Raw genomic sequence first — 14117 nt, 5'->3', positions numbered from 1 at the left:
ATACTATATGTATTACCAAAAAATATTGATATTATTGAATTTAAAGGTGAAATATGTTATACTATATATGATTATATTGCGAAAAGCTAATTTTTCGTTTCAAAAGAAATTTTTTAAACCATCTAAAGTTCGATTTCCGCCGAAATAAGGCTTCCTAATTAAAGGGCCCTCTTGGCCCTTGATTAGTTCATCACCTCCTGTGATGAGGCCTTATTTCGTCGGAAATCTCGCTAAGATGGTTTAGCGAAAAATTTCTATGTCGCTCAAAATTAGCTTTTTGCAGTATAATCATATGTAAGAAAATAACCCGAATTTAAAGAACAATTTTGGAAAGGGCATCTCTTGCATAATTAATGGTAAATTATTTAATGCTGATTATGATTGGAACGAAACAAAAAACGGAGGTAGTCAGATGAGGGGGAATGGTAATTTAAAAGTAATCATAGTGATAAGTCAAAGTGGACTTTTACTATTTACACTTGGGTTTTATTATTTTTTTAACAGGACTTTCATAACGGCAGATTTCTGGAAGGGAAAGCTGAACTTATTGGAGATTGTATATTATGGTTTTTTAGCTGGTATAGGGATTCGATTATTTAGTTTGATTTTAAGTGAAGTCTGGTCTGAATTTAAAAATAATATGGAAGAAACAGTAATTAATATATTAAAAGGAATTGATAACTATGATTTACTTTTAATTTCTTTACCTCCTGCTTTTATAGAGGAACTTTTTTTCAGAGGATTACTCCAATCCCATCTGGGAATCTGGCTTACCTCTGTAATTTTTGCAATTCTGCATTGGGGTTTTATTAAAAAACTATGGGCTCACGGACTTTATGCTTTTCTTATTAGTTTATTTTTGGGCTGGCTCTATTTGGCTACCAGTAGTCTTCTAATTACCGTTATTGTTCATTTTACAAATAATTTCATGGCGGGGCTCTATATTCAAAAAAGAATCGCTTTTTGAAGGATATTTAATTTTATAAGCGAAATATTAATTATAATGAAAAAATTTTTTAAAGGGTGTGTTGGGGATGGGATATAAAATTTTAAAAATAATTGCTGATATGATTATACCAGTTTTTATACGTCTGGAGGTTATAAATTATCCTGAATTACCGAAAGACAGTGGAGCATTAATAGCGGTAAACCATATACATGCTTTGGATCCTATTTTAATTAGTTATGTCTTGTATCCTACCTGGATACACCATATTGCTAAAGAAGAAATTTTTCGTTTTCCTTTTCTTGCTCCTATGTTAAATTGGTTGGGAGTGATACCTGTAAATCGTCAGCGGCCCGGGGTAAATAGTATTAAAAGAACAATTGAACTTTTTTCAGGAAATAAATATGTCTGCATTTTTCCTCAAGGAACCCGGAGGAAAAAGGAGTTCGGAAATATTAAAAAAGGAGCTGCTCGGTTGGCTTTAATCGGGAATGTTCCCATTTATCCTGCAGCTATAACCGGTCTAGAGAAAGTCAGGTTTTGGGGTTTATTTAAAAGACCAAAAGTAAGGATAATATTTGGAAAACCTATTTCTGTAGAGAAAAGAGAAAATACCAAAGAAGAGATAGATATCTTAACAAATGAATTACATAAATCTATGTTAGATCTTTATTACAAGATTTGTTATTGATAGAAAATTGAATTTTTTAGTAGTATATAGTATAATGGTAATATAGTTTTTGTTTCAGGGGAGAAGCGGAGTTTTTAGTTATAAGGAGGAATTGGGATGAAGGGGAAGATAGCAATTCCCAGAACCACAATTGAGCGTTTGCCTTTATATTATCGCTGTTTAGCCAAATTAGACAAAATGGATATTGAAGTGATTTCATCCAAAGAGTTAGGAGAGAGAATTGGTGTGCCTTCAACCCAGGTGCGGAAAGACTTATCCTATTATGGAGAGTTTGGACGCCGGGGAGTAGGTTATGAAGTTAAGTTACTTTTAAAAAATCTGGAACGAATTCTGGGTTTAAATAATCATTGGCCGATAGTTCTAGTCGGTGCTGGAAACCTTGGGCGTGCATTGGTCAATTATGAAGGTTTCCGTAAATTGGGGTTGGAAATAAAAGCTGTTTTGGATACTGATTTAAATAAAATTGGCAATAGCATCTCCGGTATTACCGTACAGAGTATTAAAAATTTAAAAGAAGTTGTGGAAAAGTACAATATCAAAATGGGGATCATTGCAGTTCCTGCTGCAAGTGCCCAGCAAGTGGCTGATCAATTGGTTAGTGTTGGAATTAAGGCAATCTGGAATTTTGCGCCAACCAGAATTATTGTTCCGGAGGATGTTAAGGTCAAAAATGAAGATTTATCTGTAGGAATTATTGGTCTGGTGTACCATTTGGCACGAAATGAATAATTAAAAATCCCCCTGACCTTTTGGTAGGGGGATTTTCTTTGATGTTTAGGAATTTATACTTTTTCGTAGGTTGTGGATAACAATTTGAATTAAATTGCATAAAGCTAATTTTGAGCGTTATTGAAATTTTTTGTTAAACCATCTTAGTGGGATCGAAGGAGAAATAAGGCTTCATCATAGGATGTGATGAGCTAATCAGGGGCCAGGAGGGCCCGTTGATTAGTGTGCCTTATTTCGACTGAGATCTAACTTTAGATGGTTTGAAAAATTTCACTGTGAAGCAAAAATTAGCTTTGTGTAGTACCCGAAGGGCATTTTGTTCTTAAATGGAGGAGGAATTATATGTTTCCTTTAGATAAATTAAAGGTGAGTAGAAAAATATATGAAAAATTAGAAGAAATGATTCAATGGTCTGATATTCATACAGAGTTGATCTCTTCTAAAAAACTTGAAAAAGTTAAAGATTTTGTTTTCAAAAATGATATTAATCTTCATCTGATAACTAATCGCAGAGGTCAGATTTTAGGTGTATTTCCAGGTGAGATGGATGAAACAATTTTAAGAGAGTGGGAAGAAATTACTTTTAATAATGCACAAAGCCTTTCCGGTTTGCGGTGGCTCATTTTTGGTGTTGATCTTGAAATTTATAATCTCACACTGAAAGAAAAGTATATTTTTGTTCGTTATGGGTTTGATCTTTATCTTAAAGCTGATTTACGGACCAATGAAGCAATGATCTTTTACCCTGAGGTTTGTGAGGGTTTTTTAAGTAGGAGTTTTGTTTCCGAGGGTAGTTATAGTCTTTGTGATTTAACCCATCTAGACCCGGAATATCGAATTGAAGAAATTGAAGCAGAGTTAAAAGAAGGATCTTCCCATCTAATTCAGGAGGGTTTAAAGGAAAGAGCTTTACTTGTCGGTCTTGATCTTCCAGTGAATAAGGATCAATATTCTCTTGAAGAATCACTGGCTGAATTAAAACAACTGACTTTAACGGCGGGAGCAGAAGTAGTGGGGATGATTATCCAAAAAAGAGATGCTCCACATCCTGCTTTTTATATTGGGCAGGGTAAGGCAGTTGAGCTTAAGTATAGAGCCTATTTAGAGCAAATTGATCTGATTATATTTGATGATGAGTTAACTCCGGCTCAACAGCGCAATTTAGAAGAGTTGATTGAAGTAAAGATTGTTGATCGTAGCCGCTTGATATTGGATATTTTTGCTCAACATGCCCGAACCCGGGAGGGAAAATTACAGGTAGAATTGGCCCAGCTTAAATATATGCTTCCCAGATTGACAGGTCTTGGATCTAAGTTGTCCAGGTTAGGTGGTGGAATCGGTACCCGTGGTCCTGGTGAAACCAAATTGGAAGTAGATCGCCGTAGAATCCGGAAAAGAATTCAGGACCTGGAGAAAGAGATTAAACAGTTGGCTGGATTGCGGGAATTACACCAGCAAAATCGAAATCTTCCCGTTGTTGCTCTGGTTGGTTATACTAATGCTGGTAAATCTACCCTTTTAAATAAATTAACTAATGCTGGTGTTCTGTCCGAAGATAAGCTATTTGCAACTCTTGATCCTACCATGCGTAAACTGGATTTGGGAAGCTCAGCTGTTCTTTTGAGTGATACAGTAGGTTTTATTCAAAAACTTCCCCATCATCTTATAGCTGCATTTCGTGCAACTTTAGAGGAAGTTCAGCGTGCTGATATTTTGCTTCATATTGTTGATGCCAGTCATTCTGAACGGGAACTTCAGATGCGTACGGTATGGAATGTATTGGGTGATTTGGAAGTATTAGAAAAACCTATTATCACAGTTTTTAACAAAGCTGATTTAATTAGTACTAATGAAGCTGAGTATTTGAGAGAAAGGATAAGGCCTTCTGCTGTCATTTCTGCTCTTACGGGTGAAGGTATAGAGGATTTGCTTGATCTAATTCGTAAAGAAGTAGAGCGGGACTTTAAAGAGTTAGAAGTTATTTTTCCATATAATCAAGGTGGTTGGGTAGAAAAACTTCACAAAACGGCAAATGTATTAAAAGAAGAATATCGGAATGAGGGGATATACATGAAGGTAAAAGTTGATCCCATATTGGCTGGTCAGTTAGAGGAATATGTGATTAGGAAGATGGTTAAATGAACAGGGGCTGTCCCAAAAGTCCCTTTATAACCCCCAAAAGTAAATATTAAAAGAAAGGTGTTGTCAGAAATTTTTATAAAGACAACACCTTTTTTTTATGGTAAAATATAAATATGAAGAGGAAAAACCATAATAAAAAGACATTTATTGAATATAATATGAATCAGACAATGTTGCCTTTGAGTTTTGATGTGTTTATTCCTGAAAATCATTTAGTAAGGGTGGTAAATTCAGCTATAGAAAGGATGAATATTGAACCCCTGCTTGAAAAATATAAAGGTGGGGGTAGAAGCAGCTACCATCCGAAAATGATGCTTAAGGTTATAGTATATGCCTATACTCAGAGAATATATTCATCAAGACGAATTGCCAAGGCACTTCGGGAAAATATTTATTTTATGTGGCTTAGTGGTAACAATAAACCTGATTTTCGGACGATAAACCGATTCAGATCAGAGATCATGAAAGATGTTATTGATGAGGTATTTGCATCAGTATTGGAACTTCTTATAGAAGAAGGATATGTAAAGTTAGAGAATTACTTTTTAGATGGTACAAAAATAGAAGCTAATGCAAACAAATATAGCTTTGTCTGGAGAAAAGCGACAAAGAAGTACAAAGCAAGGCTTAGGGCAAAAATTAATGAACTTTTAAAAGAGATTGAGAAAACCAACGAAGAAGAGAATAGATTGTATGGGGATAATGACCTGGAGGAGATGGGTGAAGGAAAAGAAATAGATTCAAAGAAACTCGAAGAAAAAATTAAGGAACTTGAAGAACGTCTAGAAAAGAACTCCAAAGATAAGAAGTTAAAAAAAAACAGTTAAAGAGCTCAAAGATAAATGTCTTCCTCGAATGAAAAAATATGAGCAGCAGGAAGAGATTTTAAATGGACGAAACAGTTATTCTAAAACAGATACTGATGCAACTTTTATGAGAATGAAAGAAGACCACATGAAAAATGGGCAATTGAAGCCCGCATATAATGTTCAGATAGGTACAGAGAATCAGTTTGTAGTTGGTTATAGTATTCATCAAAGGCCGGCAGATTCAAGATGCTTAATACCTCATTTAGAAAAAGTAAAAGAAGTTACAGGTAAGATTCCGGAAAATGTGATAGCTGATTCAGGTTATGGTAGTGAGGAAAATTATGATTACTTAGAGAAAGCCAATACTAATATTTATGTTAAGTATAATACTTTTCATAAAGAACAAAAGAAGAAGTTTAAAAATGATATATTTAAAGTAGAAAACTGGCCGTATGATAAAGAAAACGACGAGTTTATTTGTCCTGCTCAAAGAAGACTCATTTACTGTAAGACAAAAGAAATTAAGACTGAAAATGGATATACTAAACAAATTAGATATTACAAATGCGAAAATTGTGATGAGTGTGAGTTAAAAGAAAATTGTACCAGGGCCAAAGGTGATCGAGTAATAAGAATAAATTTTAAATTACGTGAATATAAGCAAAAGGTAAAGGAAAACCTTTGTTCCGATAAAGGTATGAAACTCCGTTCTCAAAGAGCAATTGAAGCGGAATCTGTCTTTGGAAGGATCAAAGGTAATTGGTCATTCCGGAGATTTCTGCTTCGTGGCCTTGAGAAAGTAAAAATTGAATGGGGTTTACTGTGTATAGCCCATAACCTGGCTAAACTGGCAACAGTATAGAATGTCAGGTATGGGTTTTTATTTTCTTAACAGAAAAATTTTCAATGAATTTAAAATGAACAATGAAAAAAGGGGCCATGCCCAAAAGTAATCAATTACTTTTGGGACAGCCCCTATTTTTGCTTTATATTTTCCGGTAAAAGCTTGAAACAATCTTGGAAAGTCCGAATTTTTCCGGTTCAAAGATAAACTCAGTATTGCCTAAAAAGAGGATACCTCCTGGACGCAGGGCGTCAACAAATTTGCGTGTCAAAAGATCTTTAACATCTGAAGTTAAGTAGATAAAAAAGTTACGGCAAAGAATTAAATCCCAATTTTTGCTGTAAGTATCTTTTAATAGATCGAATTCTTTAAAGTGCACCATTTTTTTGATTTTTTCACTAAGGGCAAAGGTATTGGTACCTACCTGTTTGAAATACTTTTGTAGCCGTTCAGTGCTGACATTCTTAAGTGCTCCGGAATTATAAATTCCCTTTTTTGCAGCCTGAAGAATGTTAGGATCAATGTCAACACCTAAAATTTCGTATTGGTGTGATTTGATTCCCAGCTCATCAATGATGATAGCCAATGAGTATGGTTCACAACCGTTAGAACAGGGCGCGCTCCAGATTTTTACTTTTTTACCTCCTGCAAAAAGTTCAGGGAAGATTTCATTTTTTAAAGTTACGAAGTTAGACGGATTTCGAAAAAATTCCGAGGTATTAATAGTAAAATGGTTTAAGAAATCAGCCCGGAAATTAGAATTATTTCTTAAAAGTTCTAAACAGGTAGTATAATCGGGTATATTACGGCGGCGCATTAAACTTTCTACCCGCCGCTGAACCCGTTTTGCTTTATAGCTTGATAGATTAAGTCCTAAAATTTTAGAGGCCTGAGTTTTAAATTCTTCAAATGTAATCATGGTTGGTTCGTCTCCTTTTGTTAAAATTTTAACGTTTCTGATTGAGTAATTGGACAATCTTATGGGGTATTTGATGTAGTGGTAAGATATAATCTGCCAACCCCCGTTCAATAACTGCACGGGGCATGCCATATACTAAACAGGTCTCTTCGTCCTGGGCAATAGTCTGTCCTCCATAATGTTTAATAGCTGCCATACCATTAGCACCATCGCGACCCATTCCGGTAAGGATAACTCCAATAACCCGTTCGCCGTATAAAGGAGCGATGGTTTCCATCATATAATCTACACATGGCCGGACTCCCCAGAGGGGAGGTTTTTGATTTAGGCGAACAATGCCGCCGGCTTCAATTTCCAGGTGATAATTCCCGGGGGCCAGAAGGGCAAGACCTGGTTCAATCCGGTCTCCTTCTTCTGCTTCTTTGACCCGAATTTTAGACTCATTGTTCAACCGTTCGGCGAGAGAACGGGTAAAGCCTGGAGGCATATGCTGGACAATAACTATTCCTGCAGGAAAATTTGCAGGAAGTAAGGGAATTATTTCTTTTAAGGCCCGTGGTCCTCCAGAGGATGTACCAATTGCAACTACCATATCTTTTCGTACTCCGGAGAAAGAAGAGGTGGGAATTATAGTTCTATGTGATTTTGACCGAAGAGTGACTTTGGCTGGTTTGAAATTGTAATAGGCCATTTTTATTTTTTCTGTTAAATCTTTTGCTACCTGGGCAAAGTCTAAAGAGATAGACCCAGAAGGCTTAGGAATAAAATCCATAGCACCTGCTTCCAGACAATTTAAAGTAGTAGTTGCTCCTTCCTGGGTTAAATGACTGATCATTACCACTGGTTTTGGAGAAATTCGCATTATCTCTTTTAATGTTTCAAAACCATTTAATTTTGGCATTTCAATGTCCAGAGTAACTACATCTGGATCTAATTTTTTTATAAGCTCCAATGCTTCTACCCCATTCCGGGCAGTAGCAATGACTTGCAATTCAGGGTCAGAATTAATCAGATCGGAAATGACTCGACGCATAAAAGCAGAGTCATCAGCAATTAGTACCCGAATTAAATTTCTCATATTTTCCTACCTCCCAAACTGGTTCTCTTTAGAAAATTTCGTGCAGAAAGGGTGTAAATCCTGCATATAGGGGAGATTTTGCGTAAATTTTATTAATCAAGGCAGGAGATAGAATATGGAGTCACTAATATATAGGATATATTAAAGATTTAAAGGAGATGGTGAAAATTTCACTGCAATTTTCTATACTTGCCAGTGGTAGTTCAGGTAATTCAATTCTGGTGAGTACAGAGCAAAATAAAATTTTAATTGATGCAGGTTTAAGTGGAAAAAGGATTTTGGAATTTTTGAGTAAAGTAGGTGTTGGTGGAGAAGAGATTGATGCCATCTTACTTACCCATGAGCATGTGGACCATATCCGAGGTGCGGGAGTTCTCTCCCGGCGTTTTAATATTCCCATTTTTGCCAATGAAGGAACCTGGTTAGCAGCAGCTAAAGATTTAGGTAAGATTCCAGAGGCCAACTGTAAAATATTTGATGGGCCATTTTCTTTTGGAAGCATGGATATTCAGCCCTTTTCAATTTCTCATGATGCAGCAGATCCGGTGGGTTATGTGATCAGGTCAGGTAAAGCTCAATTGGGAATTGCGACAGATATGGGATATGTTACTGAAGAGGTGCTTCAGGCTTTAAAAGGTGTAGATCATGTTATATTGGAGTCAAATCATGATCTTGAAATGTTAAAAATGGGGCCTTATCCATGGTCATTAAAAAAACGAATTATGAGCAATGTGGGCCATCTTTCTAATGACGATGCTGGAGCCTGTGTGGTTAAATTAGCTGAAAACTGTACTCCGTGTATATATTTAGCCCATTTAAGTAAAGATAATAATATTCCGGAGTTAGCTTTTTTGACAGTTAAAAACACCATTGAAGATCATGGATTATGTTTGAATTATGATATCAGAATAGAATATACATACAGAGATCGACCTACGGCTTTATTCAAAGCCGGTTGATATTTATCTAATCTTAAGGGTGGTGAGAAAGATGGCCAAAGAGTTCAAAACCAGTTTATTAGTTTATCTGGTTTTACTGCTTTTGATAGTTACTATTTTTGGGGGGATAGTTTATTGGAGTATTCCCCTGGTGGTCAATCGGGAAGCAAAGGAAGTACCGATAATTCCTGAAGAACAGGATACCAAATCTAAGGTCTTAAGTCCACCGGTTGATGCTGCTGAGGAACGGAAAGATGAGCCTATAGCAGATATTGTAGCTAAAGTGGGTTCTTCAGTTGTTAAAATAACTACAGTTAAAGAACGGATTACTTATGACTTTTTTTATGGTCAGACTCAGGAGCAGATTAAAGGTGAAGGATCGGGTGTGATTATTGATAAAAAAGGTTATATCCTGACCAATAATCATGTAGTGGAAGGGGCAGATCAGATTCGTGTTTTTTTAATTGATCAATCAGGTCAAGAACGAGAACTTGAGGGTAGAGTTTTAGGTCGTGATTCCATTACTGATCTGGCAGTGGTTAAGGTTAATGGAGATGATCTTCCTGTTGCTCCATTGGGAGATTCAGATAAGATTCGGGTTGGGGATACGGCTATTGCTATTGGAAATCCTTTTGGATTTTCAAATACCGTAACTGTGGGCGTGATCAGTGCTTTAAACCGGGATTTACCGATTCGAGAAGGGACAGAACTTCTGGATCTGATTCAGACCGATGCTGCCATTAATCCCGGAAACAGTGGTGGTGCCCTTTTTAATATTCACGGAGAAGTAATTGGGATAAATACAGCCATTATTCAAGGAGCTCAGGGATTGGGTTTTGCTATCCCGATAAATATTGCTCGGGAAATTGGTCAGGAATTGATTAAAAAAGGAAAGATAGAGCGACCCTGGATAGGAATATATGGTGGTACAGTAACTCCTGAATTAAAAGCCAGATTGAATCTTTCTGTCGATAAAGGAGTCTTTATCTTTCGGGTAATTCCTGATAGTCCAGCAGACCTGGCTGGAATGCGGAAAAACGATATATTAATTAATTTTGGCGGTGAAAATCTGGACAGTATGGAAGAGCTCCTTCGAGAATTAAGAAAATATAAAATTGGGGATATAGTTCAATGTGTGGTACTTAGAGATGGTAAAAAGCTAAATTTAACTCTTAGATTAAAAGAACGTCCCGATCAAATCTCATGATATAATATTAGGAATAAAGTTTTCTACCTATCCCTGGGATTGTTTAGGGTTTAAGTATTTTTATTCTGTCCTGGGTTATTCAACAGTTATCCTTCCCTGGGCAAAGGAATTTACCATTGTTCTGAAAGATTCTTCCCTGACTTATGCGCTAGGGGTTATAAAGGTATTTAGGTAGAGTAGATATGTTATTTTTAGTTATAAATCCATGGTTATCTTTTTAATAGTGGTAATTATTTACTTTATATTAGTGGTAAGGGACTAAAAAGTAAATTAATTATTCCTTTGAAAATATGAAACAAAATAGGGGCTGTCTCAAAAGTAATTAATTCTTTTGGGACAGCCCCTATAGATTTATTTACTTAGTCTGCCTGATAAGCCGTTTACTCTGTACAATAGAAGAGTAAAGAATTATTCCAGTTAAGGTATTGATGAGAGCGGTAGGTAAAACTACTGTCAGGATGAGGGTCAGCATCGGGCCGGGCAGTCCAAAAATTATAGCAGCTGTCCCTAAAAAGGTTACACCGCTAATTATGGTTCCAATAAAGTTAAATAGCCCTACTAAAATGAAGTTCTCCCTATTCATTTTGAGGATAATTACGGTCATAATAATAGTAGTAATAATTTTATCCACTATATTGGCTATCTGGCCACCGGGAAAACTGGTAGTTAGAGCAGTAAATATTCCCGTTATCAAGCCAGCTATCAGAGCCAGTTTAAAATCCCGTTTAATAATGATTATGGAAAAAAGCATAGCTAGTGAAAAATCAGGTTTCATTCCAAAAATAATGGGGGGGAATAATGTGTGCAAAACAAATCCAATTGCCAATAAAAGGCTAATTTCAGTTAAAGTTTTAATTTTCATCATATCTACTCCTCTCAGCTAATCTCAGCTAAACTTAGCTCATTAAAGACTCAGCCAATTCCAATTCCAACTTTCTCGACTCTGCTCATACTCAGCTCTGCTCTCCTGGTCCTTATCCCCTCCTTTATCACTTCAATTTAATGATAAAGTAAAGATTTTCAATATTATAATATATTTTTTATTGGTAGTCAATAAATCAACTATATTTACCTGTAAAGCTGTAATAAATTATTTTGCAATAAAATAGCCTAAAAGTAAAGTAGGGGATTTTAAGAGGATATTATATAGTGGTTAACGAATAATAATTTATAAATCCCTCCGTTCTAGGTGTAGTAAGTTTAGGTTTGGTTAATTATTATCTACTACTCCAATAGGAGGGATTCCTTACTTTTTCAGAAAAAATCCCAACTTTATAGGAAAAAATCAAGTCTTAAAAATTATGGAACATAGCTGATTATGAATGTTGAAACTGGACTAATGCAATGCGGTAATCCTTATCATGATTGGTATGAGCAAAATACGAAGTCTGAAGCTTTCCTTTTTAAAGACGATGTAGTTGATGGAAGAAAAACTAAGTAAAAAAATGTTGGGTGAGGTGTGATGGAGATGAAGATTAATATTGTGGCAGTAGGTAAGATTAAGGAAAATTTTATCCGAACCGGAATTGAAGAATTTTTAAAGCGTCTATCCCGTTATGCAAAGATCAAGATTATGGAAGTAAAAGATGAGAAGATTCCTTCTAATCCTAGCGGTGTAGATTTAGAAAGGGTTAAAGAGAGAGAAGCTGATAGAATTTTGAAGTTGATTCCCGAGAATTCCTATGTGATTGTGCTAGCAGTCCAGGGTAAGTCGATGAGTTCTGAAGAACTGGCAAAATATATTCAAAATTTGATGGTACAGGGACATGGTGAAATTACTTTTGTTATTGGTGGTGTTGTGGGATTACATCAAAAGGTAATAGATGCTGCTGATTTTGTACTCTCATTTTCCCATATGACTTTTACCCATCAGATGATACGGCTAATATTATTAGAACAGTTGTATCGGGCTTTTAAGATTATTAAAGGAGAACCTTATCATTATTAATGGGCAATTTTTGATTTAATAGAAATAAAAAAACAGAAAACGAAAAAATATTATTACTTGACAGGAAAATCAACACGTGCTTTAATAAAAATAAACCACTGAAAACACGAATGTGTCGTAGGTGGTGGTTAAGATATTTTGGTCAGTTGTGTTTGATCAATAAAAGGGGCTGTCCCAAAAGTCCCTTTATAACCCCCAAAAGTAAATATTAAAAGAAAGGTGTTGTCAGAAATTTTTATAAAGACAACACCTTTTTTTTATGGTAAAATATAAATATGAAGAGGAAAAACCATAATAAAAAGACATTTATTGAATATAATATGAATCAGACAATGTTGCCTTTGAGTTTTGATGTGTTTATTCCTGAAAATCATTTAGTAAGGGTGGTAAATTCAGCTATAGAAAGGATGAATATTGAACCCCTGCTTGAAAAATATAAAGGTGGGGGTAGAAGCAGCTACCATCCGAAAATGATGCTTAAGGTTATAGTATATGCCTATACTCAGAGAATATATTCATCAAGACGAATTGCCAAGGCACTTCGGGAAAATATTTATTTTATGTGGCTTAGTGGTAACAATAAACCTGATTTTCGGACGATAAACCGATTCAGATCAGAGATCATGAAAGATGTTATTGATGAGGTATTTGCATCAGTATTGGAACTTCTTATAGAAGAAGGATATGTAAAGTTAGAGAATTACTTTTTAGATGGTACAAAAATAGAAGCTAATGCAAACAAATATAGCTTTGTCTGGAGAAAAGCGACAAAGAAGTACAAAGCAAGGCTTAGGGCAAAAATTAATGAACTTTTAAAAGAGATTGAGAAAACCAACGAAGAAGAGAATAGATTGTATGGGGATAATGACCTGGAGGAGATGGGTGAAGGAAAAGAAATAGATTCAAAGAAACTCGAAGAAAAAATTAAGGAACTTGAAGAACGTCTAGAAAAGAACTCCAAAGATAAGAAGTTAAAAAAAACAGTTAAAGAGCTCAAAGATAAATGTCTTCCTCGAATGAAAAAATATGAGCAGCAGGAAGAGATTTTAAATGGACGAAACAGTTATTCTAAAACAGATACTGATGCAACTTTTATGAGAATGAAAGAAGACCACATGAAAAATGGGCAATTGAAGCCCGCATATAATGTTCAGATAGGTACAGAGAATCAGTTTGTAGTTGGTTATAGTATTCATCAAAGGCCGGCAGATTCAAGATGCTTAATACCTCATTTAGAAAAAGTAAAAGAAGTTACAGGTAAGATTCCGGAAAATGTGATAGCTGATTCAGGTTATGGTAGTGAGGAAAATTATGATTACTTAGAGAAAGCCAATACTAATATTTATGTTAAGTATAATACTTTTCATAAAGAACAAAAGAAGAAGTTTAAAAATGATATATTTAAAGTAGAAAACTGGCCGTATGATAAAGAAAACGACGAGTTTATTTGTCCTGTTCAAAGAAGACTCATTTACTGTAAGACAAAAGAAATTAAGACTGAAAATGGATATACTAAACAAATTAGATATTACAAATGCGAAAATTGTGATGAGTGTGAGTTAAAAGAAAATTGTACCAGGGCCAAAGGTGATCGAGTAATAAGAATAAATTTTAAATTACGTGAATATAAGCAAAAGGTAAAGGAAAACCTTTGTTCCGATAAAGGTATGAAACTCCGTTCTCAAAGAGCAATTGAAGCGGAATCTGTCTTTGGAAGGATCAAAGGTAATTGGTCATTCCGGAGATTTCTGCTTCGTGGCCTTGAGAAAGTAAAAATTGAATGGGGTTTACTGTGTATAGCCCATAACCTGGCTAAACTGGCAACAGTATAGAATGTCAGGTATGGGTTTTTATTTTCTTAACAGA

Annotated in this window: 11 protein-coding genes and 1 pseudogene; 9 read left to right on the top strand and 3 right to left on the bottom strand. The window is 35.3% G+C overall.

Features of this window, described 5'->3' with window-relative positions:
• The first annotated feature begins 412 nt into the window (after window positions 1–412).
• From BBF96_RS13095 to BBF96_RS13075, 5 genes and pseudogenes are all read left to right on the top strand, one after another.
• A complete protein-coding gene (locus BBF96_RS13095; RefSeq protein ID WP_127017580.1) occupies window positions 413–967 on the top strand; it encodes a CPBP family intramembrane glutamic endopeptidase in 555 nt (184 codons plus the stop codon).
• A gap of 67 nt (window positions 968–1034) precedes the next feature.
• Window positions 1035–1637, top strand: coding sequence for a lysophospholipid acyltransferase family protein (locus BBF96_RS13090; RefSeq protein WP_127017579.1), 603 nt, complete (start codon window positions 1035–1037; stop codon window positions 1635–1637).
• Window positions 1638–1733: 96 nt separating this feature from the next.
• Window positions 1734–2366, top strand: coding sequence for a redox-sensing transcriptional repressor Rex (locus tag BBF96_RS13085; RefSeq protein ID WP_127017578.1), 633 nt, complete (start codon window positions 1734–1736; stop codon window positions 2364–2366).
• A 342-nt stretch (window positions 2367–2708) separates the two neighbouring features.
• Window positions 2709–4508 (top strand): GTPase HflX, encoded by a 1800-nt coding sequence (hflX, locus tag BBF96_RS13080; protein ID WP_236777823.1) that lies wholly within the window; start codon window positions 2709–2711, stop codon window positions 4506–4508.
• 113 nt (window positions 4509–4621) lie between these two features.
• Window positions 4622–6179, top strand: a pseudogene (locus BBF96_RS13075) (IS1182 family transposase).
• 124 nt (window positions 6180–6303) lie between these two features.
• On the opposite strand, the gene BBF96_RS13070 reads toward BBF96_RS13075, so the two are convergent.
• Window positions 6304–7080, bottom strand: a complete 777-nt coding sequence (locus tag BBF96_RS13070; RefSeq protein ID WP_127017577.1) for a CheR family methyltransferase — start codon at window positions 7078–7080, stop codon at window positions 6304–6306.
• Between the two features lie 28 nt (window positions 7081–7108).
• Window positions 7109–8158 carry a protein-glutamate methylesterase/protein-glutamine glutaminase gene (locus tag BBF96_RS13065; protein ID WP_127017576.1) on the bottom strand — a complete coding sequence of 350 codons (1050 nt, stop codon included), beginning with the start codon at window positions 8156–8158 and terminating at the stop codon, window positions 7109–7111.
• Between the two features lie 158 nt (window positions 8159–8316).
• Between BBF96_RS13065 and BBF96_RS13060 the strand changes: the two genes are divergently transcribed.
• Together BBF96_RS13060 and BBF96_RS13055 are read left to right on the top strand one after the other, a co-directional pair.
• Window positions 8317–9117, top strand: coding sequence for an MBL fold metallo-hydrolase (locus BBF96_RS13060; protein WP_205665640.1), 801 nt, complete (start codon window positions 8317–8319; stop codon window positions 9115–9117).
• Window positions 9118–9148: 31 nt separating this feature from the next.
• Entirely contained in the window at window positions 9149–10303 is a 1155-nt protein-coding gene (locus BBF96_RS13055) for a S1C family serine protease (protein ID WP_127017575.1), read from the top strand.
• 355 nt (window positions 10304–10658) lie between these two features.
• Here BBF96_RS13055 and BBF96_RS13050 read toward each other — a convergent pair whose 3' ends face one another.
• Window positions 10659–11165 (bottom strand): tryptophan transporter, encoded by a 507-nt coding sequence (locus BBF96_RS13050; RefSeq protein WP_127017574.1) that lies wholly within the window; start codon window positions 11163–11165, stop codon window positions 10659–10661.
• 606 nt (window positions 11166–11771) lie between these two features.
• Between BBF96_RS13050 and rlmH the strand changes: the two genes are divergently transcribed.
• Together rlmH and BBF96_RS13040 are read left to right on the top strand one after the other, a co-directional pair.
• Window positions 11772–12251, top strand: a complete 480-nt coding sequence (gene rlmH, locus BBF96_RS13045) for a 23S rRNA (pseudouridine(1915)-N(3))-methyltransferase RlmH (protein ID WP_127017573.1) — start codon at window positions 11772–11774, stop codon at window positions 12249–12251.
• Between the two features lie 275 nt (window positions 12252–12526).
• Window positions 12527–14083, top strand: a complete 1557-nt coding sequence (locus tag BBF96_RS13040) for an IS1182 family transposase (protein ID WP_127017572.1) — start codon at window positions 12527–12529, stop codon at window positions 14081–14083.
• The last annotated feature ends 34 nt before the right edge of the window (window positions 14084–14117 follow it).

The organism is Anoxybacter fermentans, from assembly GCF_003991135.1.
GTDB classification, from domain to species: Bacteria; Bacillota; Halanaerobiia; order DY22613; family DY22613; genus Anoxybacter; species Anoxybacter fermentans.
The sequence above is the reverse complement of the archived record's forward strand: the minus strand, read 5'-3'. Positions and strand labels throughout refer to the sequence as shown.